Origin of the sequence: uncultured Bradyrhizobium sp. (assembly GCF_936943645.1) — a bacterium.
In the GTDB taxonomy this organism is placed as follows: Bacteria; Pseudomonadota; Alphaproteobacteria; order Rhizobiales; family Xanthobacteraceae; genus Bradyrhizobium.
Genome location: NZ_CAKZJO010000055.1, coordinates 52,842 through 77,081 on the forward strand (window position 1 = coordinate 52,842; position 24,240 = coordinate 77,081).

Annotated in this window: 19 protein-coding genes and 1 riboswitch; of the genes, 14 read left to right on the plus strand and 5 right to left on the minus strand. The window is 65.9% G+C overall.

Translation table 11 applies throughout. From position 1 onward, the window contains the following. The first annotated feature begins 116 nt into the window (after nucleotides 1-116). The 3 genes from tsaD to Q0743_RS14575 are packed head-to-tail and all read left to right on the plus strand — an operon-like array spanning nucleotide 117 to nucleotide 2,588. Nucleotides 117-1,190: a tRNA (adenosine(37)-N6)-threonylcarbamoyltransferase complex transferase subunit TsaD gene (tsaD, locus tag Q0743_RS14565; protein ID WP_298242225.1), complete on the plus strand. Its 1,074-nt coding sequence runs from the start codon at nucleotides 117-119 to the stop codon at nucleotides 1,188-1,190. Nucleotide 1,191: 1 nt separating this feature from the next. Beyond that, a complete protein-coding gene (locus Q0743_RS14570) occupies nucleotides 1,192-2,172 on the plus strand; it encodes an NAD(P)H-dependent glycerol-3-phosphate dehydrogenase (RefSeq protein WP_298242226.1) in 981 nt (326 codons plus the stop codon). Nucleotides 2,173-2,174: 2 nt separating this feature from the next. Beyond that, the gene (locus tag Q0743_RS14575; protein ID WP_298242227.1) at nucleotides 2,175-2,588 is read left to right on the plus strand and encodes an EVE domain-containing protein; all 414 of its coding nucleotides are present in this window, start codon (nucleotides 2,175-2,177) and stop codon (nucleotides 2,586-2,588) included. A 4-nt stretch (nucleotides 2,589-2,592) separates the two neighbouring features. Here Q0743_RS14575 and Q0743_RS14580 read toward each other — a convergent pair whose 3' ends face one another. After that, nucleotides 2,593-3,672 (minus strand): adenylate/guanylate cyclase domain-containing protein, encoded by a 1,080-nt coding sequence (locus Q0743_RS14580; RefSeq protein ID WP_298242228.1) that lies wholly within the window; start codon nucleotides 3,670-3,672, stop codon nucleotides 2,593-2,595. Between the two features lie 101 nt (nucleotides 3,673-3,773). Between Q0743_RS14580 and Q0743_RS14585 the strand changes: the two genes are divergently transcribed. After that, nucleotides 3,774-4,229, plus strand: coding sequence for an SRPBCC family protein (locus Q0743_RS14585; protein ID WP_298242229.1), 456 nt, complete (start codon nucleotides 3,774-3,776; stop codon nucleotides 4,227-4,229). Nucleotides 4,230-4,240: 11 nt separating this feature from the next. On the opposite strand, the gene Q0743_RS14590 is transcribed toward Q0743_RS14585, so the two are convergent. Further along, nucleotides 4,241-5,410, minus strand: a complete 1,170-nt coding sequence (locus Q0743_RS14590; protein ID WP_298242230.1) for a DNA topoisomerase IB — start codon at nucleotides 5,408-5,410, stop codon at nucleotides 4,241-4,243. 400 nt (nucleotides 5,411-5,810) lie between these two features. On the opposite strand from Q0743_RS14590, the gene acs reads away from it, so the two are divergent. Further along, entirely contained in the window at nucleotides 5,811-7,757 is a 1,947-nt protein-coding gene (acs, locus tag Q0743_RS14595; protein WP_298242231.1) for an acetate--CoA ligase, read from the plus strand. A 454-nt stretch (nucleotides 7,758-8,211) separates the two neighbouring features. Then, on the plus strand, nucleotides 8,212-8,727 hold the full coding sequence (locus Q0743_RS14600) for a L,D-transpeptidase (protein WP_298242232.1): 516 nt from the start codon (nucleotides 8,212-8,214) through the stop codon (nucleotides 8,725-8,727). Between the two features lie 52 nt (nucleotides 8,728-8,779). Here Q0743_RS14600 and Q0743_RS14605 read toward each other — a convergent pair whose 3' ends face one another. Then, nucleotides 8,780-9,373 (minus strand): thermonuclease family protein, encoded by a 594-nt coding sequence (locus tag Q0743_RS14605; RefSeq protein ID WP_298242233.1) that lies wholly within the window; start codon nucleotides 9,371-9,373, stop codon nucleotides 8,780-8,782. A gap of 199 nt (nucleotides 9,374-9,572) precedes the next feature. On the opposite strand from Q0743_RS14605, the gene Q0743_RS14610 reads away from it, so the two are divergent. The 4 genes from Q0743_RS14610 to cysN all read left to right on the plus strand — a co-directional run bounded on the left by Q0743_RS14610 (nucleotide 9,573) and on the right by cysN (nucleotide 15,330). Beyond that, nucleotides 9,573-11,291, plus strand: a complete 1,719-nt coding sequence (locus Q0743_RS14610; RefSeq protein ID WP_298242234.1) for a methyl-accepting chemotaxis protein — start codon at nucleotides 9,573-9,575, stop codon at nucleotides 11,289-11,291. Between the two features lie 156 nt (nucleotides 11,292-11,447). Beyond that, nucleotides 11,448-12,467 (plus strand): sulfotransferase family protein, encoded by a 1,020-nt coding sequence (locus Q0743_RS14615; protein ID WP_298242235.1) that lies wholly within the window; start codon nucleotides 11,448-11,450, stop codon nucleotides 12,465-12,467. Nucleotides 12,468-12,472: 5 nt separating this feature from the next. Beyond that, entirely contained in the window at nucleotides 12,473-13,435 is a 963-nt protein-coding gene (gene cysD / locus Q0743_RS14620; protein WP_298242236.1) for a sulfate adenylyltransferase subunit CysD, read from the plus strand. Then, complete coding sequence (gene cysN, locus Q0743_RS14625) at nucleotides 13,435-15,330, plus strand: sulfate adenylyltransferase subunit CysN (RefSeq protein ID WP_298242237.1); 1,896 nt, start codon at nucleotides 13,435-13,437, stop codon at nucleotides 15,328-15,330. Before cysD ends, cysN begins: the two co-directional genes overlap by 1 nt. Before the next feature lie 38 nt (nucleotides 15,331-15,368). Here the strand turns inward: cysN and Q0743_RS14630 are convergent, their stop codons facing one another. After that, complete coding sequence (locus Q0743_RS14630; protein WP_298242238.1) at nucleotides 15,369-15,572, minus strand: DUF1674 domain-containing protein; 204 nt, start codon at nucleotides 15,570-15,572, stop codon at nucleotides 15,369-15,371. A gap of 189 nt (nucleotides 15,573-15,761) precedes the next feature. Between Q0743_RS14630 and Q0743_RS14635 the strand changes: the two genes are divergently transcribed. From Q0743_RS14635 to purH, 3 genes are all read left to right on the plus strand, one after another. Beyond that, on the plus strand, nucleotides 15,762-17,108 hold the full coding sequence (locus Q0743_RS14635) for a transcription antitermination factor NusB (RefSeq protein ID WP_298242239.1): 1,347 nt from the start codon (nucleotides 15,762-15,764) through the stop codon (nucleotides 17,106-17,108). Nucleotides 17,109-17,264: 156 nt separating this feature from the next. Further along, nucleotides 17,265-18,983, plus strand: coding sequence for a heparinase II/III family protein (locus Q0743_RS14640; RefSeq protein WP_298242240.1), 1,719 nt, complete (start codon nucleotides 17,265-17,267; stop codon nucleotides 18,981-18,983). Nucleotides 18,984-19,041: 58 nt separating this feature from the next. After that, a riboswitch (ZMP/ZTP riboswitch) is annotated at nucleotides 19,042-19,123 on the plus strand. 25 nt (nucleotides 19,124-19,148) lie between these two features. Next, nucleotides 19,149-20,741, plus strand: a complete 1,593-nt coding sequence (purH, locus tag Q0743_RS14645) for a bifunctional phosphoribosylaminoimidazolecarboxamide formyltransferase/IMP cyclohydrolase (protein ID WP_298242241.1) — start codon at nucleotides 19,149-19,151, stop codon at nucleotides 20,739-20,741. 204 nt (nucleotides 20,742-20,945) lie between these two features. Here the strand turns inward: purH and Q0743_RS14650 are convergent, their stop codons facing one another. Further along, nucleotides 20,946-22,334 carry an MFS transporter gene (locus Q0743_RS14650; RefSeq protein WP_298242242.1) on the minus strand — a complete coding sequence of 463 codons (1,389 nt, stop codon included), beginning with the start codon at nucleotides 22,332-22,334 and terminating at the stop codon, nucleotides 20,946-20,948. A gap of 103 nt (nucleotides 22,335-22,437) precedes the next feature. Between Q0743_RS14650 and ggt the strand changes: the two genes are divergently transcribed. Then, the gene (gene ggt / locus Q0743_RS14655) at nucleotides 22,438-24,186 is read left to right on the plus strand and encodes a gamma-glutamyltransferase (RefSeq protein WP_298242243.1); all 1,749 of its coding nucleotides are present in this window, start codon (nucleotides 22,438-22,440) and stop codon (nucleotides 24,184-24,186) included. Nucleotides 24,187-24,240 lie beyond the last annotated feature (54 nt).

Sequence of the window (24,240 nt, forward strand, 5' to 3'; positions counted from 1 at the left end):
TCACTGGCAGGGCTGCGCGTGACGATTGCGCAGTCTGGCCCCGGAATGCTACCGGACGTACCAGAACTCCGCTTTCCGGATGAGCGCAAGGGCGCAAATTGGATAACAATTCGCCAATGCTGGTGCTGGGCATCGAAACAACCTGCGACGAGACCGCCGCGGCCGTGATCGAGCGCGCGGGCGACGGCCGCGGCAAGATCCTGTCCAACATCGTGCGATCGCAGGTCGAGGAACACGCCCGCTTCGGCGGCGTGGTGCCGGAGATTGCCGCGCGCGCGCATGTCGACCTGCTCGACGGCATCGTCGATCGCGCCATGCGCGAGGCCGGCATCGGCTTCGGCGAGCTCGGCGGTGTCGCGGCCGCCGCAGGCCCGGGCCTGATCGGCGGCGTCATCGTCGGGCTCACCACCGCGAAGGCGATCGCGATGGTGCATGAGACGCCGCTGGTTGCGGTCAACCATCTCGAGGCGCATGCGCTGACGCCGCGTCTCACTGACGGAATAGAGTTTCCCTATTGTCTGTTTCTCGCCTCCGGCGGCCATACCCAGATCGTCGCCGTCACCGGTGTCGGACAATATGTGCGGCTCGGCACCACCGTCGACGATGCGATCGGCGAGGCCTTCGACAAGGTCGCGAAGATGCTGGGCCTGCCATATCCCGGCGGGCCGCAGGTCGAGCGCGCGGCGGCAAGCGGCGATCCTACGCGCTTTGCGTTCCCGCGGCCGATGCAGGGGCGCCCCGATGCCAATTTCTCGCTATCGGGATTGAAGACGGCGGTTCGTACCGAGGCGAGCCGGTTACCTGAGATCACGCCGCAGGACATCAGCGACCTCTGCGCGAGTTTTCAGGCCGCCGTTCTCGATTCCACCGCCGACCGGTTGAGCGTCGGGCTCAGGCTGTTCCGCGAAAAGTTCGGCGCGCCGCGCGCCCTGGTCGCGGCCGGCGGCGTCGCCGCCAATCAGGCGATCCGCGGCGCTCTCGATGACGTCGCAAGGCAGGCCGGAACGCAATTGATCATGCCGCCGCCCGCGCTCTGCACCGACAACGGCGCGATGATCGCCTGGGCCGGCGCGGAGCGTCTCGCGCTCGGCCTGACCGACACGATGGAGGCCCAGCCCCGCGCACGCTGGCTGCTCGACGCCAACGCAACCGCGCCGGCAGGCTACGGCAAGACGCGGGCGGGATATTAGAATGTCCGCATTCCAATCCGTCGCGGTGATCGGGGCGGGCGCCTGGGGCACGGCACTGGCAACCGTGGCGGCGCGGGCGGGACGCACCGTGACGCTGTGGGCGCGCAATGCCGATCATGCCGCGCGGATCGCATCGACGCGCGACAATCCCCGGCTGCCCGGCGTGCGGATCGCTCCCGAGATCATCGTCACGAGCGATCTCGCCGAGGCGTCGCGCGCGGAGATGCTGCTGATCGCGACGCCGGCGCAGCATCTGCGCGGCGCGGTCAACATGCTGGCCTCGCATCTGACACGGCCGGTTCCGATCATTGCCTCCGCCAAGGGTATCGAGCACGGCACCCACAAATTCATGACCGACGTGATCGCGGAGGCCGCGCCGCATGCACAGCCGGCGATCCTGTCGGGTCCAAGCTTTGCCGACGACGTTGCGCGCGGCCTCCCGACCGCGGTGACCCTGGCGGCGAAAGACGAGGCGCTGGCCAGCCGCCTCGTGCAAGCGCTGGGCTCGCCGACATTCCGCCCCTATCACTCCACCGACATCCGCGGCGTCGAGATCGGCGGCGCCGCCAAGAATGTGCTGGCGATCGCCGTCGGCATCGCAGTCGGGCGCAAGCTCGGCGCTTCCGCCCAGGCTGCGCTCACGACCCGCGGCTTTGCCGAGCTGACGCGCCTTGGCCGCGCGCTCGGCGCACGCAGCGAGACGCTCACGGGCCTGTCCGGTCTCGGCGATCTCATCCTGACCTGCGCGAGCCCGCAATCACGCAATTTCGCGCTCGGCCTCGCACTCGGCCGCGGCGAGCAGCCGCCCGCCGGCAAGCTTGCCGAGGGCGAATTCACCGCGCCGGTGCTGATCGAACTTGCGGCTTCGCAAGACATCGAGATGCCGGTATCAGAAGCGGTCGCGTCGATCCTGAGCGGCCGAGGCACGATCGACGCGGCGATCTCGGGACTGCTGACGCGTCCCTTCAAGTCTGAGGAATGAACATGGCGTACTGGCTGGTGAAATCCGAACCATCGGTGTGGTCCTGGGACCAGCAGGTGGCGAAGGGCGCCCAGGGCGAAGCCTGGACCGGCGTGCGCAATTACACCGCGCGCCAGAATCTCGTCGCCATGAAGAAGGGTGACAAGGCGTTCTATTATCATTCCAACGAGGGCAAGGAGATCGTCGGCATCGTCGAGGTCATCAAGGAGGCCTATCCCGATCCGACCGACAAGACCGAAAAATTCGTCTGCGTCGACATCAAGGCCGACAAGCCCCTGAAGACGCCGGTGACGATGGCCGCGGTCAAGGAAGAGAAGAAGCTCGCCGGGATGGACCTGGTGAAATATTCGCGCCTGTCGGTGCAGAAAGTGACGGCGGAAGAGTGGAAGCTGGTTTGCAAGATGGGCGGGGTTTAGTCGCTCACGTCGCCGGCAACGCAAACACTTCGCATGGCGCAGCAATGCCGCGCAGCGCGTGCGATCCGAGTGCGACCAGCTTCATCTCCGTCTCGGCGGCAAGCGCGCCCGACACCAGCACCGTCCGTCCCAGCGGCTTGCACAATCCCTCGAGCCGGCTGGCGAGATTGACGGCGGGACCGATCGCCGTGAAATCCAGCCGGTTGGCCGCACCGATATTGCCCCAGAGCATCTCACCCAGATGCAGCGCGGCGCCGAATGCCAGCGGCGGCAACCCTTGAGCGCCGCGCTCCTTGTTGAGATAGACCATCCCGGCCTCGGCTGCGCCCGCGGCACGCAGAGCGGCCTCGCAGGCGTGGCGCGGCGATGCCTCGACCACCGGAAAGATCGCGAGCACGCCGTCGCCGATGAATTTCAGCACCTCGCCGCCGAAGGCGTGAACCGCACCAGCGATGCGATCGAACCAGGCATCGAGCGCGGCGATGACCTGGGCCGGTTGTGTGGTTTCCGACAAGCTCGTGAAATTGCGCAGGTCCGCATAGAGCAGCGCGGCCTGAATGGTCTCGCCGAGATCACGACGCAAGGGCGCCGCGAGCACCCGCTCAGCGCTGCGCTTGCCGAGATAGGCATCCAGCGTTGCCCGCAACGTGGCACGTGCCGCGAGCACGGCGAGGGGCGTCGCGGCAAAACGCGCGGCCTGGCGCAGTTGCCCGATTTCGTCTGCCGTGAACGGACGCGGCGCGATCCAGCCGAGCAACGGCCCGTCTTGCCGTCCGACCACGTCTTCGTGCACCTCGCCGCGCGCGATGTCGCGCAACCAGCGGCGACCGGCATCATTGGGCGGATCCGGTGCCAGGCCGCCAGGCGCGAAGCCGAGCGCTTCGATCACCTGGCCACTGTCGGCGCGCCACAACCAGGTCCGCTTCGCGATCAGCGGATGCGGCACCTCCAGCGTCAGGGCGCCCGCCGCGATCGGCACGCCGTCGGCGACCAGATGCGCGCCGAGTTCCGCGAGCAGGCGATCCGCTCCGCCACTGTCCGAGGCGGCATCGACAAGCCAGGCGAGGGTCGGGGACAGCTGCATGGTTCGATCATGACGAGGGCGGGCCGGGTTTGTCACGGGCAATCCTTGACGAGCGGCTTTGCCGCCGCCATGTGCCAGTGTCAGCGAAGGGATATTCCCCGATGACCGAACCGTTCGTCGTGCGCCGCGAGACCCAGATCGCCGCCCCGCGCGCCACTGTTTTCGCTTACCTGACCGACCCCGAGAAGATCCTGAGCTGGATGGGCTCGGATGCGACCACCGAGCCGCATCCCGGCGGGCTCTATCTGCTCAAGGGCATCGGCCCGCGCGGCAGCGTCGCCCGTGGTGCCTTTCGTGAGGTCGTACCGGTGCATCGCCTTGCCTACACTTTCGGATGGGAAGGCGGCCAGGAAGTGCCCCCCGGCTCGAGCCTCATCGAGATCGATCTGATCGAGCGCGACGGCGGCACGCTGCTGCGCATGACCCATAGCGGGCTGCCGACCGCGGAGCAGGCGGCCGCACATGCAACGGGATGGGCGCATTATATGAAACGGATCGCAACCGCAGCGGCTGGCGGGGACCCCGGTCCGGACAGGGGTGTTTCAGACAAGACGTAGCGGCGGGAAGGTCAGACCGCCGCTGTCGCCACCACCTGCGCCAGAAGCTGCTCGCGCCGCGCCTGCGAGCGCTGGCCCTTCATGGTCGCGGCGAAGCGCTCCAGGATGCCGTCCTCGAACGCCGTGACGATGGTGTCATGGACGTAGCTCTTGCGACAGATCGCCGGCGTGTTGGAGAGCTTGTCCGCGGCGGCCCGGATCGCATCCAGCACCTGCTTCTTGCGGCCGCGCTGGCTGGTCGCCGGCGTGATCCGCGACAAGGATTCCACCACCACGGCAGACGCCATCAGCGTCCGAAAATCCTTGAGCGAGATCTTGATGCCGGCGATCTCGCGCAGGAACGCGTTGACCTGCGTGGTGCTGACCGCGCGCACGATGCCGTAGGCATCGCGATACTGGAACATGCGCTTGCCCGGGACGCTCTGCAAAATGCCGATCGCGCGCACCAGCTTGGCGGCGTCGCACTCCTTGCGCACCGCCTTGCCGCCCTTCGCCTTGAACGTCAGCACGAAGCAATCGTCTTCCAGCGTCACGTTCGACTTCAGCAGCGTGGTGGCGCCGCGGGTGCCGTTGAGGCGGGCATAGGATTCGTTGCCGGGGCGGATCGCGGTGCGCGCGATCAGCTCGATCACGGCCGAGAGCGCGAACTCACGCGTCGGCTCGTCGCCCGACAGGAACGCCGAGACCTTGCGCCGGATCTTGGGCAGCGCGCCGACGAGCTTTTCCAGGCGATGCGCCTTGCGATGCTCGCGGACCTTCTCCCAATCGGCGTGATAGCGGTATTGCAGCCGGCCCGCCGCATCCCGGCCCACGGCCTGCAGATGCGAGCTCGGATCGGCAGAGTAGCGCACCTCGCGGTAGGCCGGCGGCACCGCCATGGCATGCAGCCGGCGGATGGTGCGGGCGTCGCGGATATGGGCGCCGTTGGGGCGCACGAAGGAATAGCCCTTGCCGCGCCTGATGCGGCGAATGGTCAGCTCGTTCTGGTCGCCGAGCCGCAGGCCGAGCTCCTTGGCGAGCGCCTCGACTGTCGCCGCCGGGGCCGCATCAAAGGTGTTTTTGGGGCTCGGACGCCGGAAAGCGGCCGGTTTCGGCCATTGTCCGAGGGCTTTGGCCAGCGCAATAGCCGCAGGATCGGCTGAAGCGGGCCGCATCGTCCCGATATTCTGCTGATCCATCATAGCCTTATGCCTTAGCCCTGTCTGTTACCGGTCAATGCCGCTGTTCTGATTTTTGTTCCGAAGGGTCTCTCCGGACCCGGGTTGGCCATTTAGGGTGTTCCGAACCGTATTGCGAGTCCCGAATCAGTGAGAGACGGTTCCTAAATACCGCCGCTGGCACATGAGGGGCCTGCGCAGCCCATTCCGCAGAAGCATGGAAAGCCTCCCAAAGGCGCCCACGAGCCTGTTTCAGATTTGCGACAGGCGACTGCGGCGGCTTGATCCTCCGCATGGTGGAGCGCCCGCCGAAGGTCCAGCTTGTGCTCCTTGTCGGGCCCGGTTAGCCCGACGCATAATCAGTCAATGATCAAGTCGGCTCGCCAGTCGCTAGCGTTCGGCTTGCCGTATGTGGAGGGAAAGCATGTCCGAGAAGATCTACGACGTCCCCGCGGAGTGGGCGAAGCGCGCCTGGGTCGACCAGGCCAAGTACAAGGAGATGTACGCTCGCTCGATCTCGGACCCGAACGCATTCTGGGCGGAGCAGGCCAAGCGCATCGACTGGATGCACGCGCCGACGAAGATCGAGAACGTCTCCTTTGCGCCGGGCAACATCTCGATCAAATGGTTCGAGGACGGCATCCTCAACGTCGCCTACAATTGCATCGACCGGCACCTCGCCAAGCGCGCCAACCAGACCGCGATCATCTGGGAAGGCGACGATCCCTCGCAGTCGAAGCACATCACTTATCAGGAGCTGCACGACGAGGTCTGCCGGATGGCCAACATCCTGCGCACCCGCAACGTCAAGAAGGGCGATCGCGTCACGATCTATCTGCCGATGATCCCCGAGGCCGCCTATGCGATGCTGGCCTGCGCGCGCATCGGCGCGATCCACTCCGTTGTGTTCGCCGGCTTCTCGCCGGACAGCCTCGCGCAGCGCATCAATGACTGCAAATCCAAGGTCATCATCACCGCGGACGAAGGCCTGCGCGGCGGCAAGAAAGTGCCGCTGAAGGCCAATGTCGACGCCGCGCTCGCCAAGGCCGACGACGTCGATTGGGTCGTCGTGGTCAAGCGCACCGGCGGCAAGGTCGACATGAACCCGACGCGCGACCTCTGGTATCACGACGCGGCGGCGATGGTGACGACGGAATGCCCCGTCGAGCACATGCACGCCGAAGACCCGCTGTTCATCCTCTACACTTCAGGCTCGACAGGTCAGCCCAAGGGCGTGCTGCATACCTCGGGCGGCTATCTCGTGTTCGCCTCGATGACGCATCAATACGTCTTCGACTATCACGACGGCGACATCTACTGGTGCACCGCCGACGTCGGCTGGGTCACGGGTCACAGCTACATCCTCTACGGGCCGCTGGCGAACGGCGCGACGACGCTGATGTTCGAAGGCGTGCCGAATTACCCGGATAATTCGCGTTTCTGGAGCGTCATCGACAAGCACAAGGTCAACATCTTCTACACCGCGCCGACCGCGATCCGTGCCTTGATGCAAGGCGGCGACGCGCCGGTGAAGAAAACCTCGCGCGCGAGCTTGCGCCTGCTCGGCTCGGTCGGCGAGCCCATCAACCCCGAAGCCTGGGAATGGTATCACCGCGTCGTCGGCGACGACCGCTGCCCGATCGTCGACACCTGGTGGCAGACCGAGACCGGCGGCATCCTGATTACGCCGCTGCCGGGCGCGACCAAGCTCAAGCCGGGCTCGGCGACGCAGCCGTTCTTCGGCGTGGTGCCTGAAATCGTCGACGCCGACGGCAAGGTGCTGGAGGGTGAAACATCAGGCAATCTCTGCCTGACGCGCTCATGGCCGGGCCAGATGCGCACGGTCTATGGCGATCACGCCCGCTTCGAGCAGACCTACTTCTCGACCTACAAGGGCAAGTATTTCACCGGCGACGGCTGCCGGCGCGACGCCGACGGCTATTACTGGATCACCGGCCGCGTCGACGACGTCATCAACGTCTCCGGCCATCGCATGGGCACCGCGGAAGTCGAGAGCGCGCTGGTCGCACATGAGAAGGTGTCGGAAGCCGCGGTCGTCGGCTTCCCGCATGACATCAAGGGCCAGGGTATCTACGCCTATGTCACCCTGATGGCCGGCGTGCAGCCGACCGAGGATCTGCGCAAGGAGCTCGTCACCTGGGTGCGCAAGGAGATCGGTCCGATCGCCTCGCCCGACCAGATCCAGTTCGCGCCCGGCCTGCCCAAGACCCGCTCCGGCAAGATCATGCGCCGCATCCTGCGCAAGATCGCCGAGGACGAGCCGGGCAGCCTTGGCGACACCTCGACCCTGGCCGATCCCGCCGTGGTCGATGATCTCGTGCAGAACCGGCAGAACCGGAAGCCGGCGTAAGGCCCGATCGCGTGCCCCGGACGCAGCGCAGCGCTCCTTCAGCGATGCGCTGCTGAGCCGGGGCCCATCGATCGGCGGAACGTGCGGCTTTCTGGATCCCGGCTCTGTGTCGCGTCACTGCGTGCCGCGCCACGTCCGGGACACGAGCCTGCATCACGCGACGGCGCGCTCCCTGCGACAACAGCCGTTCACATCCCTCACGCGCTTGTCAGCGAGCGTGGGGCCGCCGCCGCATCTTTCCCGCTGGGTGTTGTTTTCAGGTCATTTACTTTATTTCGAACATTTCCTTTGTTCCCCCTGCTGGCTGGCCCCTGGCGGCCGTGCGTGGAAACCATCCGGTTAACGGGCGCGGTTAAGAATGTCCCCTGACAAGGACTTTGAAGAAGGGGCGCGGCGGCGATTGCCGGGTTTCTGCGTCATTTTGGACGATCCGTTTGGGGCAAGGGGGAAATCGATGTCGATGAGGACTGCGGTGGCGCTGGCTGCCACCATCGGGGCGGGGATCTTGATGTCGACGGCGGCAGAGGCGCGGCCGGAGATGGTGGGAACGCACCTGGCCGACTATTCGCCGGGCACCATCGTCGTCAAGACCAGCGAGCGACGGCTGTATCTCATCCTCGATAACGGCCACGCGGTGCGCTATCCGGTCGGCGTCGGCAAGTCCGGCAAGCAATGGGCCGGCACCACGCGCATCGACGGCAAATATCGCAACCCGGCCTGGGCGCCGCCGGCCGAGGTCAAGCGTGACAAGCCGAGCATTCCCGACATGATTCCCGGCGGCTCGCCGCGCAACCCGATGGGCGTTGCGGCGATGACGCTGGCCGGCGGCGAATATGCCATTCACGGCACCAACGTGCCGGGCTCGATCGGCGGCTTCGTCTCTTACGGCTGCATCCGCATGCTCAACGACGACATCACCGACCTCTACGGCCGCGTCTCCGTCGGCACGACGGTGGTCGTGACGCGCTGATCGCCGCGATCGGACCAGACAGCAAAGAGCCGCGTCCTTGGACGCGGCTCTTTTATTGCCAGAAGCGCCAGCCGCGCGCGCACCAGCCGTCGCGATGGCCGCCACCATAGCTCCGTGCAAAACCGCCGGCGAGCAACGCCGCCGAAACGTTCGCAGTCCGCCGCGTCGCGACGTCGGCGAGAACGCGACCGTATTTGTCGGGACCGAGATTGGTGATGGTGACGCCGCCCTGGCCGAGCAGATCGCGCAAGGCGCGGGCCGCCGCTTCCGCCTTGTCCAACTCTTCCTGGCAGGACGCCTTCAGTTCGGGCGCATCGATGCCGCGCAGCCGGACACGTACGACGAGATCTCTGCCGTCGCGCTGGCGAACACGCGCAAGAAACGTGTCGCCGTCGATGGTGCGAATGACGTCCACCGGCTCGCGAACGTTCGGACCGCCGGCGTGCTGAAGAACGACCTCGGCATCCCCAGTGCGATCGCCGTCGGAGCGTGGAACAAACCAGTCCGCGCCATGACGGAAGGTGAGGACGACGGCCAGCACGATGCCCATTACGAACATCCACGGCAACAGCCCGGAGAAGCGGCGGCCGAACGGCGAACCGCCGAACTGCGGCCGATAGGAATTGGGTCGATCCTGGAAACGCATCGAACTCACGCTAGGACTGAGTCGGGGAACCCACAAGCACGTGCTCTCACCGCAGCGGTTCCGAATTGCGCACAACCCCTGCAAGAAAGTTCCGCTCACTACTATCTGGCCGTAGTTCTACTGGAGATCCGCGAATATTACCCAAATCTCAATCATTGGTTGCGAATACCTGTTATACGGCAACGCGAGGGAGATTGCAGTGGGGTCACTCAGGTTTCGCATTGGAACAAAGCTCGGCATCGTAACAGGCGTGAGCATTGTGCTGGTCTGCGGCATGCTGACCAACCAGATGCTCGGCAACCGATCGATCGCCGAATCCAATCGCTTGGTCACGATCAACTATCTCAACAAGGGCAATGCGCAGGCAGCGCAGACCGCGATGGCGCGCGCACAGCTCGCAACGACCGAGATCGGTTCCGCTTCAACAGCCGGCGAGGTGGACAAGCTCCTTGAAACTCTCCGCACGCGCGCAGGCGAGGCCGGCGCGGAAATCGACGCCGCAGCGGACCGGGCGACCCGGAAGGTCACCCAGGACGCCTATCGCGAGACCAGAAAATTTGTCGATGCGTATCTGACCAGCGGCGTTGAATTGGCCGGGGCGCAAAAGACCCTCATTGGCGCAGCTTCCGGCAGCGCCAGGACTGCAGCCGAAACGACGAAGGCGGGCATTCTTACAGAGCGAATGCGTCCGGCCGCCCTGGAAGTCGGCAAACGCATCGACGATCTGGTCGGCGTTGCCAATGAATTCGCCGCGCGCCGCAAGGGCGAGATGCTGACCGAGCTCGACCGCGTCGCCACCTTCGCGTGGATCGTCGGCGTCTTCGTCGTTCTGACGTTGATCGGCTCCGCCGTCTTTTCGGTGTCGAACATTGCCCGGCCGATCCGGCGCATCGGCGACGTGCTGCTCCAGCTCGCCGACGGCAGCAAGGCTGTCGAGATTCCCTACACGCGCCGTGGCGACGAAGTCGGCGACAACGCTCGCGCGGCTCAGACCTTCAAGGAAAATCTGATCCGTATCGAGCAGATGGAAGCCGAGCAGAAGAATCTGGAAGCCGCTGCGGCCGTCCAGCGCAAGGAAGAGATGACGAAGCTTGCCGGCGTGTTCGAAGCCGCGGTCGGCGGCATCATCGGCTCCGTATCGGCAGCCTCCCAACAGCTCGAGGCTGCCGCCGGCACGCTGTCGGGGACCGCGGAAGAGACTCAGCAGCTCTCCGGAATGGTCGCGGCCGCCTCGGAGGAAGCCTCCACCAATGTCGGAGCGGTGGCGTCCGCCGCCGAAGAAATGAGCACCTCGGTGGTCGAGATCGGCCGCCAGGTCCACGATTCCAGCCGCATCGCCAGCGAAGCGGTCAGGCAGGCCGAGCGCACCGACGTGCGGATCAACGAGCTGCTGAAGGCGGCGGGCCGAATTGGCGACGTCGTCAAATTGATCACCGCCATTGCCGAACAGACCAACCTGCTGGCGCTGAACGCGACCATCGAGGCGGCGCGCGCCGGCGAATCCGGCCGCGGCTTTGCCGTCGTGGCGAGCGAAGTCAAAGCGCTCGCGGCGCAGACCGCGCGGGCCACCGAGGAAATCAGCGCGCAGATCGCCGGCATGCAATCGGCAACGGAGGACTCCGTCGGCGCGATCAAGGAAATCAGCACGACCATCGGCCGCATTTCGGACATTTCGACAACCATTGCCGCGACGATCGAAGAGCAGGGCGCAGCAACGGCCGAGATTGCGCGAAACGTCAGCGAGGCCGCAAAGGGAACCGTCGAGGTCGCAGACAAGATTGCCCAGGTCAGTCATGGCGCGAGCGCTACCGGCGCGGCGTCGGGGCAGGTATTGGCGTCCGCGCGCTCACTGTCGAGTGAGAGCAGCCGCTTGAAGACGGAAGTCGAGAAGTTCCTCAATACCGTGCGCGCGGCATGAAGCTGCATAGCGGCGGCGCCCAAATCTTCGCCGCTCGTTGCATCTGGTTGGCACCTCCGGGATTACCCGGGATTGTCCTGCACCGTCGGCAACTGTAGGTTGGAAATGACTCCACGAACAATCATTCGTGGAACTCCCTGCAGTGGGTCCCCCGACATGAACATCGTCGTAACTTCAGCCGATTCGCTCGAACGAATGGCCGATCTCGTTCGGCAGCAGCATAGTTCTCTCGACACCATGCTGCTGTCGCCAGCGGGCGAATTCCAGACCAGAACCGTCACCCTCGCGACGCTGATGCGCGAAGTTACGAACTGCCTCGCCGAGGATTTCCAGCGTCGTCCGGCGCAGGACTTTCCGATGCTGTATTTCGCATGCGGCAAAGCCAGGGTCGGATCGACCGCCCTCAGCAATCTGTTCGGCATGACCGGCATGCCCTCATATTATCAACCGCTGAAGGCGATCCTGCGCGACGCGCTCGTCGGCCGCCCGCTGACGCCCTGGGTCATCCCCTCGGCGAGCGACGAGCCGCACATCTTCAGCAAGGAGACGATCGGGCCCTACGTGCTCGCAGAGAGCTTGTTCAATCCGCTGCAGCTCCTGATCGAAGCAGGCTATCCACGACACCGTCTGCATCTCATCATGCTCGATCGCGAGCCGGCGAGCTCGCTGGCCTCGTGGCTCGAGAAGCTGATTTCGCGCGCGCCCGAAGATACATTGCTGCGGCACTATGTCGTTGCCGCACTCAGCGCGGCCCGCGTCGCGAGCTACGCAAGGCAACAAGGCGTTCCCGTCACTCACTACGTCTACGAGGTGAGCAAGGAAGCGTTGTCGTCGGTGCGCGTCTTGTTCGATCGCCTCGGCCTCTCCGGCAGCTTTACCGAGAATGCCGTGACGTCATGGCGGGAACCTGGGGACGTGCAAGCAAACAACGCACGCGTCATCTTCCCGAGCGAAGCGACGATCTACAAGGTGCCCAATCTGCACACCTCCGACAGTGCCTATCGCTACCAGCGCCGCGCGACGGCCTCGGTGAGCGAGGCTCGGCTGGAGATCCTGGAGCACTGCGGGGTCAACGACGCCTATAGAGCTTCGGTCGCGGCGTGCGTTCGCGATCTCGGCTTGAATGCGGCGACGTCGGCGCATCTATTCGGCGACTGGTTCGCCGAGGCCGCGTGATCAGCATGCTGGACATTCCCACGACCGCCGAACCCGCCCTCGCTGAAAGAACGAGCGGCGAGCAGCTCCACGCCGCCAGTCATCTTCGACGCCTGGAAGCGGAAAGCATCCACATCCTCCGGGAGACCGCGGCCGAATTCCGCAAGCCGGTCATGCTCTATTCCATCGGCAAGGATTCGTCGGTGCTGCTGCATCTGGCGATGAAGGCATTTCATCCCGGCAAGCCGCCGTTTCCGCTGCTGCACGTCGACACGACCTGGAAGTTCCGGGAGATGATCTCGTTTCGCGATCGCCGCGCGCGCGAGCTCGGCATCGACCTGATCGTCCATACCAACAATGACGGATTGCGCCAGGGCATCGACCCCTTCACCCACGGCTCGGCCCGCTACACCGACGTCATGAAGACGCAGGCCTTGCGGCAGGCGCTCGACCTTCACGGCTTCGACGCCGCGATCGGAGGCGCGCGGCGCGACGAGGAGAAATCGCGCGCCAAGGAGCGCGTGTTCTCGCACCGGAGCGCGGCGCATCGCTGGGATCCGAAGAACCAGAGGCCGGAGCTGTGGAGCCTGTACAACACGATGCTCGCGCCCGGCGAGAGCATGCGGGTGTTTCCGCTGTCGAACTGGACCGAGCTCGACGTCTGGGACTACATCCTGCTCGAGGACATCCCGATCGTTCCGCTCTATCTGGCGGCTCCACGCCCGGTCGTCGAACGCGACGGCGCGCTGATCATGGTGGACGACGAACGGATGCCGCTGCTTGCCGGCGAAGAGCCGCACATGCGCTCCGTCAGGTTTCGCACCCTGGGCTGCTATCCGCTCAGCGGCGCCACGGTCTCGACCGCGGCAACGCTGCCCGAGATCGTGCGGGAGATGATGGCCTCACGCACCTCCGAGCGGCAGGGACGCATGATCGACCGGGACAGTCCCGCATCGATGGAGCGCAAGAAAGCGGAAGGCTACTTCTGATGTCATATCACGAGGCCCCCACGATCGCCGCGTCCGATGCGCCGCGGCTGGATCAGGATGATCGTCCGACGCTGCGTTTCGTCACCTGCGGGAGCGTCGACGACGGCAAGAGCACGCTGGTCGGCCGCCTGCTCTACGATTCCAAGACGCTGCTCGACGATCAGCTCGACGCGCTCGCGTCCGAGAGCAAGACCGCCGGCACCACCGGCGGCGATCTCGATTTCGCGCTGTTGGTCGACGGCTTGCAGGCGGAACGCGAGCAGGGCATCACGATCGACGTCGCTTACCGCTTCTTTGCCACCAAGCTGCGCCGCTTCATCGTCGCCGACACGCCGGGACACGCGCAATATACCCGCAACATGGCGACCGGTGCGTCCAACGCCGAACTCGCCGTGGTCCTGGTCGATGCCCGCAAGGGCGTGATCACGCAGACCCGGCGCCACAGCCACATCCTGTCCCTGCTCGGCATTCGTCATGTCGTGCTCGCCGTGAACAAGATGGATCTGATCGGCTTCGACGGCGATCGCTTCGCGGCCATCACGGCCGAATACCTCACGATGGCCGGACAGCTCGGCATCTCGCAGGTCCAGTGCATCCCGGTCGTCGCGCCCGACGGCGACAACATCGTCGCGCCGAGCGCGCGGATGCCCTGGTACACCGGGCCGACCGTCACCGCCCATCTGGAATCGGTCGACGTTTCCGGCGATGTCTCGCAGCGGCCGTTCCGGCTGCCGGTGCAATGGGTCAACCGGCCGAACGCGGCGTTTCGCGGCTTCTGCGGCCGGATCGCCAGCGGGACGATTGCGACCGGCGAGACCATCGCCGTGCAGCCCTCGGGCCGTCAGACCCGCATCGCGCGCATTCTCACGCCCGCCGGCGAGCGCGATCGCGCTGCGGCCGGCGAATCGGTGACGCTGACATTGGCCGACGAGATCGACGTCAGCCGCGGCGACGTGCTGACGGCAGGAGCCGCACCGCAGGTCTCGGATCAACTGGCGGCGCATCTCGTCTGGTTCGACGACGAGGCCATGGTTGCAGGCCGGCGCTATATGCTCAAATGCGGCACGGCCTCGACCGGCGCGGTGATCACGACGCTCAAGCACCGCATCGCCATCGACACCATGGCGCAGAAAAGCGCCGCGACGCTCGATGCCAACCAGATCGGCTACGCCCATCTGAGCCTCGACCGGGCGCTGGTATTCGAGACCTATCGCGACAATCGCGACATGGGCAGCTTCATTCTCATCGATCCGATCAGCCACCGCACCGCCGCGGCGGGAATGATCGACGTGTCGCTGCGCCGCGCCACCAACATTCATTGGCAGCGGCTGGCCGTCGACAAATTCGTGCGGGCGCGGCTGAAGCAGCAACGGCCCTGCGTGCTCTGGTTCACGGGGCTGAGCGGCGCCGGCAAATCCACGATCGCCGATCTCGTCGACCGCAGGCTTGCCGAGCTCGGACGTCACGCCGCATTGCTCGACGGCGACAATCTTCGCCACGGCATCAACCGGGACCTCGGCTTCTCCAACGCGGACAGGGCGGAGAACATCCGGCGCGCCGCGGAGGTCGCCGCATTGTTCGTCAACGCCGGCATGATCGCGCTGGTCGCGCTGATCTCGCCGTATCGCAGCGAGCGCGAGCAGGCACGTCAGCGGGTCGAGACGGGCGAGTTCATCGAGATCCACGTCGCGACCCCGCTCGCCGAATGCGAACGTCGCGATCCCAAGGGGCTCTATCGGAAGGCGCGGGCGGGGGAGCTGCCGGCGTTCACCGGCATCGACGATCCCTATGAGAGACCGCAAGCGCCGGAGATCACGATCGACACCTCGGAGCTATCGACCGACGCGGCTTGCGAACGCATCATCAATTACCTCCGCGACAATCACTATCTGTAGCGTCCGGAGGCGGACACAATCCGCGGATCGACGATGGTTCAGAAGTCGGAGGCGATGCCCTTGCGCTCCCAGTCGCCGTAGCGGGTGGGCTCGGGGCCCTTCGGGCCCTGCAGCTCCTTCGCCTTGGCCTCGCTCCCGGCCTCTGCGGCAGCGGCCTGTCGGCGCACCTCGGCTTCGGCCAGTGCGCGCTGGGCGGCCGGCGAGAGCGGCTTGCGATCGGGAACGGGAGGCTGGTCACTCATGGCCCGGTCTTCTAGCGCAGGACGGCTTGCGGCGCGACGTCCAATAACGCATTCCTGAAATCGGGCCCGAAGGGCTGAAAAAGCCGGAAGCCATTCTTACATTTGGCATATTCGCGTGCCAGAGATTGCTTTCTCAAGGCATGCGCCCATTGCGGCGGAACTGCCGCTCGCTCAGAACCTTGCTTTTGCATGCCATCTCAACGTTTCGCCCCTCCCTCCGAAGTGCCAGGCCTTGCGGCACGGCGGATTGCCGCCGACATCGTCGACGGCGTGCTGCACAAGCACCGCACGCTTGACGATCAGCTCGACGGCGGCGGTGCCCATCCCGGACTGAAGACGCTGGCCGACCGCGACCGCGCGCTGATGCGCCGCCTGGTCGCCACCGTGCTGCGCCGGCTCGGCACGCTCGGCCACGTGCTGTCCCGCCTGCTGGACAAGGGCATTCCTTCCGAAGCACCGCGCGCACAGAGTGCCCTCCTGATCGGCGCGGCGCAGATCCTCTGGATGGACGTGCCGGACCACGCGGCCGTCGATCTCTCCGTCCGCCTCGTGCAATCCGACCGGCGCGCCGCGCGCTATGCCGGCCTCGTCAATGCCGTGCTGCGCCGCTGCGCGCGCGAGGGCAAGGCGCTGGTCGAGGAGGTCGGCACGCAATCGCTGGACCTGCCGCCATGGCTGCTCGCGCGCTGGAGCGCGCATTATGGCGAGGCGACCGCCCGCGACATGGCGCTCGCGCTCGGCCACGAGCCCTCGCTCGATCTCACCGTGAAGTCGGATGCCGCACAATGGGCGAGCCGCCTGCACGGCGAGACGCTGCCGACCGGGACGGTGCGGATGCTGCTGCACGGCTCGGTGACCATGCTGCCCGGTTTCGCCGAAGGACAATGGTGGGTGCAGGACGCCGCCGCCGCGCTGCCGGCCCGGCTGTTCGGCGACGTCAAGGGCAAGTCCATCGCCGATCTCTGCGCGGCCCCCGGCGGCAAGACCGCGCAACTGGCGCACGCCGGCGCGCATGTCACGGCGATCGACCGCTCGCCCGCCCGCGTGGCGCGCTTACGCGAAAATCTGGCGCGGCTGTCGCTCCAGGCCGAGACCGTCGTCGCTGACGCCGTGGAATGGGCCGGTCCCGCCGAGGGCTTCGACGGTATTTTGATCGACGCGCCCTGTACCTCGACCGGTACGATCCGCCGTCATCCCGACGTGGCCTGGCTACGGCAGGAATCGGACATCACCGCCCTGTCCGCGCTCCAGCAAAAACTGCTGCGAAAATCGGTCTCGCTGCTCAAGCCCGGCGGCACGCTGATCTATTGCACCTGCTCGCTGGAACCCGAGGAAGGCGAGCAGGCCGTGGCGACGCTGCTGGCCGCCGAGCCCGCGCTTCGCCGCGTGCCGATCACGGCCTCGGAGGTCGCAGGCCTCGACGAAATCATCACCGCCGACGGTGATCTGCGCACCCTGCCCTGCCATCTGCCGAACGCCGATCCCAAGCTCGGCGGGCTCGACGGATTCTTCGCAAGCCGGCTCGTTAAATCCTGATTTTGCACCGGTTTTTGCAACCCCGACACTGATTCGTCCCGTTCAGGGTGGTGTCAGGCGGTCGATTTTGGGATTAATAAGGATTCGTCGGAATCCTCTCCCCCTTCAAGGCAAGGCGTGTCGGTCGCTCAACGCAGACGTATCTCGACGCTGGTCATGAACCGCTTCGCGCGGAACATGCTCGCGCGCGCGAGCGGCGGCTCCGTTGCGCTGTCGCGGGTCTGGCCCGGCCGCACCGACCGGCTGATCATCGCGCCGCACGATCTCCGCACCGCGGATGCGACGCGCGCCGCCGAGATCTATGCCGGCCGCTTCGTCTTCGCCGGCAAGATCGTCAATTGCCACGGCCGCTCGATCTTCGATCTCGAGCCGCCGTCGGAGGACTGGGAGGTTGCGCTGCTCGGCTTCGGCTGGCTGCGCCATTTGCGCGCCGCCGACACTGCGCTGACACGGGCGAATGCGCGCGCGCTGATCGAGGACTGGATCGCCAATCCCGCCAACAAGCGTCGCCCGATCGCGCGCCGCGCCGACGTGCTGGCCCGGCGCGTGATCTCGCTGCTGTCTCAGGCGCCGCTGGTGCTGGGCGAGACCGACAACAAATTCTACCGTCGTTATTTGCGTGCGCTTGCACGCGAGATCCGCTTCCTGCGCTACACCATGGTCGACATTCCGGACGGGGTCTCGAAGCTCCAGGTGCTGATCGCGCTGTGTTATACGACGCTCTGCCTTGCCAATCAGGCGCGGCACATCCGCAGCGCCTCGAAAAAGCTGTCGGACGAATTGCAGCGACAGATCCTGCCCGACGGCGGCCACATCTCCCGCAATCCGGGCGCGCTGATCGAGCTCCTGATCGATCTCCTGCCGCTGCGGCAGACTTTTGCCGCGCGCAACATCGCACCGCCGCCGGCACTGCTCAACGCGATCGACCGCATGATGCCGATGCTGCGCTTCTTCCGGCACGGCGACGGCAATTTCGCACTGTTCAACGGCATGAGCGCGACGTCTTCGGATCTGCTCGCCACGCTGCTCGCCTATGACGACACTCACGGCGCGCCGATGGCGAACATGCCGCATACCGGCTTCCAGCGCCTCGATGCCGGCCAGACCACCGTGATCATCGACACCGGCCCGCCGCCGCCGGCCGGCGTCAGTCATGACGCCCATGCCGGCTGTCTGTCGTTCGAATTATCGTCCGGCATCAGCCGCATCGTCACCAATTGCGGCATGCCGACCACGGGTCGCGACAATTGGCGGCCGTTCGCGCGCAGCACGGCGGCGCATTCGACGCTGACCTATCACGACACCTCCTCGTGCCAATTCGTGGAGATGTCGGCGATGAAGCGGCTCCTGCACGGCTCGCCGGTCACCAGCGGGCCGGTCGAGGTCGAGAGCTATCGCGAAATCGTGCAGAACGGCACGCTGCTCACGACCTCGCATGACGGCTATCTCGCCAAGTTCGGCGCGATCCATCGCCGCGTGCTGATGATCGCCAATGACGGCGCGCGCATCGACGGCGAGGACACGCTGTCGCCGCCGCAGGGTGGACGCTTCAAGGGCGCGGATGCCGATTTCGCGCTGCGCTTCCATCTGCATCCGGCGGTGAAGGCGAGCCGGCTGTCGGACGCCCGCGGCGTCATGCTGGTACTGCCGAACCGCGACGTCTGGACCTTCGAGGCGCTCGACGACAAGGTGGACCTCGAGGACAGCGTGTTCCTGGCCGGCAATGACGGCCCGCGCCGCACCGCCCAGATCGTGATCCGGCAGGATGCGCGGCAGGCGCCCTCGATCCGCTGGAGCTTCGTCCGCTCCACGGCATCGCCGACCGTCACCAATGCCCGCCGCAACGCCCGGCGCGAGCCGGAACTTCCGCTGTAGACGCGCGGATTCAGCCCCATCTGAACGTTGTGAAAACGGCCGAAAGCTGCTATCGAGCCCTCGTTCGCGCGACTGGCGACCTTGGATGGAGCACCATCGGGAAGCGCGACACATATCCGCCGCGCGCCTGGGCATAGACACTCCTTAAGACAGAGGATCTTGCTCATGACTGACCATCCCCGCCGCGTCACCCGCGCCCTGCTTTCCGTTTCCGACAAGACCGGTCTGATCGAATTCGCCAAGGCGCTCGCCGCGCATGATGTCGAGCTGGTCTCGACCGGCGGCACTGCAAAAGCCATCGCCGCGGCCGGCCTCAAGGTGAAGGACGTTTCCGACCTCACCGGCTTCCCCGAGATGATGGACGGCCGCGTCAAGACCCTGCACCCGAAAGTGCATGGCGGCCTGCTCGCGATCCGCGACAACAAGGAGCATGTCGAGGCGATGAAGGCGCACGGCATCGCGCCGATCGATCTTCTGGTCGTCAATCTCTATCCGTTCGAGGCGACCGTCGACAAAGGCGCGGGCTTCGAGGATTGCATCGAGAACATCGACATCGGCGGCCCCGCGATGATCCGCGCCGCCGCCAAGAACCACGACGACGTGGCCGTCGTGGTCGAGGCCGACGACTACAAGGCCGTGCTCGACGAGCTCGCCGCCAACAGGGGCGCGACCACGCTGGGCTTGCGCCGGCGGCTTGCCGCGAAAGCCTATGCGCGCACCGCGGCCTACGATGCCGCGATCTCGAACTGGTTCAACCGGCAGCTCGAGATCGACGCGCCCGACTTCCGCGCTTTCGGCGGCAAGCTGATCCAGTCGCTGCGCTACGGCGAGAATCCGCATCAGACCGCGGCGTTCTACGCGACCCCCGACAAGCGCCCGGGCGTCTCCACCGCACGGCAGCTGCAGGGCAAGGAGCTGTCCTACAACAACATCAACGACACCGATGCGGCCTATGAATGCATCGGCGAGTTCGACGCCAAGCGCACCGCGGCTTGCGTTATCGTCAAGCACGCGAACCCCTGCGGCGTTGCAGAAGGCGCGAACCTCGTCGAAGCCTATCGCAGGGCACTGGCCTGCGATTCCACCTCTGCGTTCGGCGGCATCATCGCGATGAACCGCGCGCTCGATGCCGACACCGCGCGCGAGATCACCAAGATCTTCACCGAGGTGATCATCGCGCCCGACGCAACCGAGGAGGCGATCGCCATCATCGGCGGCAAGAAGAACCTCCGCCTGCTGCTCGCCGGCAGCCTGCCCGATCCGCGCGCGCCCGGCCTCACCGCCAAGACGGTTGCCGGGGGCCTGCTCGTGCAGAGCCGCGACAACGCAGTGGTCGACGACATGACGTTCAAGGTCGTCACCAAGCGCGCGCCGACGGACGCGGAAATGCGCGACCTCAAATTCGCGTTCCGTGTCGCCAAGCACGTCAAGTCCAACACCATCATCTACGCCAAGGATCTCGCCACCGTCGGCATCGGCGCGGGCCAGATGAGCCGGGTGGATTCGGCACGGATCGCGGCGCGCAAGGCGCAGGATGCTGCGAACGAGCTGAAGCTCGCCGCGCCGCTCACCAAGGGCTCGGTGGTGGCCTCGGACGCATTCTTCCCGTTTGCCGACGGCATGCTCGCCTGCATCGAAGCCGGCGCCACCGCCGTGGTGCAGCCCGGCGGCTCGATGCGCGACGACGAGGTGATCAAGGCCGCCGACGATCACGGCATCGCCATGGTGCTCACCGGCACGCGCCACTTCAGGCATTGATCTCGCCACGTGTCGTCCCGGACCAGCGTAGCTCTGGGCAATGCGTAGCGTTGTCCTGAGCGGAGCGCCGATCCGGGACCCATAACCACAGGAAGTGGTTTGACGAAGACTCGGAGTTGCCGGTTCGCACAGCAACTCCCCCTGGGGTTATGGGTCCCTGCGCCCGTGCGCAATTGCGCGCTGGGGCAGGGACGACAGTGGGGATTATCGCTCGCGCACCCGCATCAACAGCCCGAACCCCGCGACGAAGAACACCACCAGCACGGCCATGCCGGCCTTCTGGCTCGCGGTCGCCGCGGTGATCACGCCGATCAGGAGCGGCCCGATGAAGGACGTCACCTTCCCGGTCAGCGCGAACAGGCCGAAATACTGGGCGATACGGTCTTTCGGTGCGAGGCGGATCAGCAGCGTGCGCGACGCGGCCTGCAGCGGGCCACCGGCCGCGCCGATCAGACAGCCCAGCACGAGATAGGCGCGCTCGGCCGCGCTCGAGAACAGGGGCGCGCCCGGCATGGGCGGCGCGACCTTCACGAACAACACGCTGTCCTTGTCGACGAGAAGGATCGCCGCCACGGACAAGAGCAGCAGCAGCATGCTGCCGGCGATGACACGCTTCGGCCCAAGACGATCATCGAGCTTGCCGCCGAGCCAGGCGCCGAACGTACCGGTGATCGCGAGCATGATGCCGAAGGTGCCGATCTGGATGGTGTGCCAGCCGAAGGTGCCCGCGGCATAGATGCCGCCGAAGGCGAACAGCGACACCAGACCGTCGGTGTAGATCATGTTGGCAAGCAGGAACGCTGCAAGCGACTTCTGCTTGGGCAGGCTTTTGATCGATTGCTTCAGCTCCGACAATCCTTCGTGCAGCGCTTCGCGCAGCGGGCGCTTCGCCGGATAGTCGGGCGTGAACAGGAACAGCGGCGTCACGAAGATCACGAACCACACCCCCGTCAGCGGTCCGACGATCCGGTCGCCCTGATGACTGACCGGATCGAGCCCGAACAGCGGTGTGAGGCCGAGCAGCGTGCGGCCGGTCTCGGGATTTGCAGCGAGGAAGCCGAGCACGATGATCAGGCTGACGATGCCGCCGATGTAACCCGTGGCCCAGCCGGTGCCGGAAAGCCGACCGATCCGCTCCGGCGGCACCAGCGTCGGCATCATCGCATTGTTGAAGACGGTAGCGAACTCCGCACCGACGCTGGCGAGCGCCACCGCGGTGAGCAGCGGTGGGATGATGGCCTGATCGCCGGGCTTGCCGATCCACAGCGTGCACGAAGCCAGCACCAGCACCGCGCCGAATCCCGCAATCCACGGCTTCCTGCGGCCCGAAGCATCCGCGATGGCGCCAAGCACCGGCGACATCAGTGCGATCGCAAGGCCTGCGGCCGCCATCGCAAATCCCCAGAGCGACTGGCCGGTGGCGGGATTGGGCGCAACGCTGGTGGCGAAATAGGGCGCGAACACGAAGGTCGTGATCAGCGTGAAATAGGGCTGCGCCGCCCAATCGAAGAAGATCCAGCTGACGACGGCGGCGCGCGGCGGATAAATCCGCGGCGCGCCGGCCATGCGCGCATCGGGGGCGATCGTCGTCATCACGCAGTCCTCATCACGAACAGTTTTGTCTCTCTCGGGGCAAACCGTATAGCATTGCGGCGAGGCGTGTGAACTGGTCCGAAGCCGCCGCGGAAATTTGATAATGTCGTCATATCCGACTCGGCGGACATTTTTCGCCGTCATCACCACTCTGGCGCTTGGTCTCGCGCCTGCGGCCGCTCAGGATGCACGGCGCGGCTATGTTCCGCCCGCCCGCGACACCGTGCGTGCCGTCGCGGCCGAACATGGCATGGTGGTGGCGCAGGAGAGAATATCTGCGCAGGTCGGTGCCGACGTCCTGCGGCGTGGCGGCAATGCGGTCGATGCCGCGGTCGCCACCGGCTTTGCGATGGCCGTGAGCTATCCACGCGCCGGCAATATCGGCGGCGGCGGCTTCATGGTGATCCATTCCGCCGATCGCAATGAAGACATCACGATCGACTATCGCGAGACGGCGCCGGCAGCGACCACGCCGCAGATCTTCCTCGGCGCCGACGGCAAACCTGATATGGCGAAGTCGCGGGATTCCGCGCTGGGCATCGGCGTGCCCGGCACCGTTGCCGGACTTTCCCTGGCACTGGAGAAATACGGCTCGGGACAGTTCACGCTGGCACAGTTGCTCGAGCCAGCGATCGCGCTCGCCCGCGACGGCTTCGTCGTCAGCGACGACATGGCCGATACGCTGCCGGGCTGGCACCGGCGGCTGGCACGCTGGCCTTCTTCGGCCAAAATCTTCTCGCGGCCCGATGGCACGCCGATCATTGAAGGCGACCGGCTGGTGCAGGCCGATCTCGCCGAGACGCTGTCGGCTGTCGCTACACAGGGGCCACGCGGCTTCTATGAGGGGCCGGTTGCGGAAAAGCTCGCCAAGTCCGTGGCTGACGCCGGCGGCATCATGACTTTAGCCGATTTGAAGGCCTATCAGCCCGTGATGCGTGCGCCGGTGCGCGGCACTTATCGCGGCTACGACATTGTGTCGATGCCGCTGCCCTCGTCCGGCGGCGTCGTGCTGGTGGAGACACTCAATATCCTCGAGGGTTTTCAGCTCGCCGATCTGAAGCAGGGTTCGCCGGCGTCGCTGCATCTCCTGATCGAGGCCATGAAGCGCGCCTATGCGGACCGTGCCCGCTATCTCGGCGACCCCGCCTTCGTCAACGCGCCGATCGAAACGTTGACGGCGAAGGACTACGCCGCCAGGCTGCGCTCGGGCATCTCTGCCGAACGCGCCACACCATCGAATGAGCTGGCCTCCGCCGCTCCCTCGCCCCGCGAGGGCAGCAACACCACCCATTTCTCCGTCGTCGATTCCCGCGGCAATGCCGTCAGCAACACCTATACGCTGAACTTCAGCTACGGCGTCGGCCTCGTTGCCGAGGGCACCGGCGTGCTGCTCAACAACGAGCTTGACGATTTCACTGCCGCCGTCGGCGCCTCCAATGCCTATGGCCTCGTCGGCTTCGAGGCCAATCTGCCCGGGCCCGGCAAGCGTCCGCTGTCGTCGATGTCACCGACCATCGTGCTGAAGGACGGCAAGCCCGTGCTGGTGACGGGCTCGCCCGGCGGCAGCCGCATCATCTCGACGGTGCTCCAGGTGATCGTGAACGTCCTCGACTACAAGATGGACGTCGCCGCAGCTGTCGCGGCGCCCCGGCTGCACCACCAATGGCTGCCGGACGAAGTGCGTGTCGAGAACGGCTTTCCCGGCGATGTTCTGAAGGAGCTGAAGGCGATGGGCCATCTCATCGTCGAGCCGATGGGCCAGACATCGGCCAATTCAATTCTCGTGACGGCCAACGGGCCGCTCGGCGCGCCCGACCTCCGCACACGGGGCGCGGAAGCGGCGGGGCAGTAGCGCTATCCCTGCATAGCGCCAAGACAGCGCCAAGGCTTGCGTACATCAAGGCTT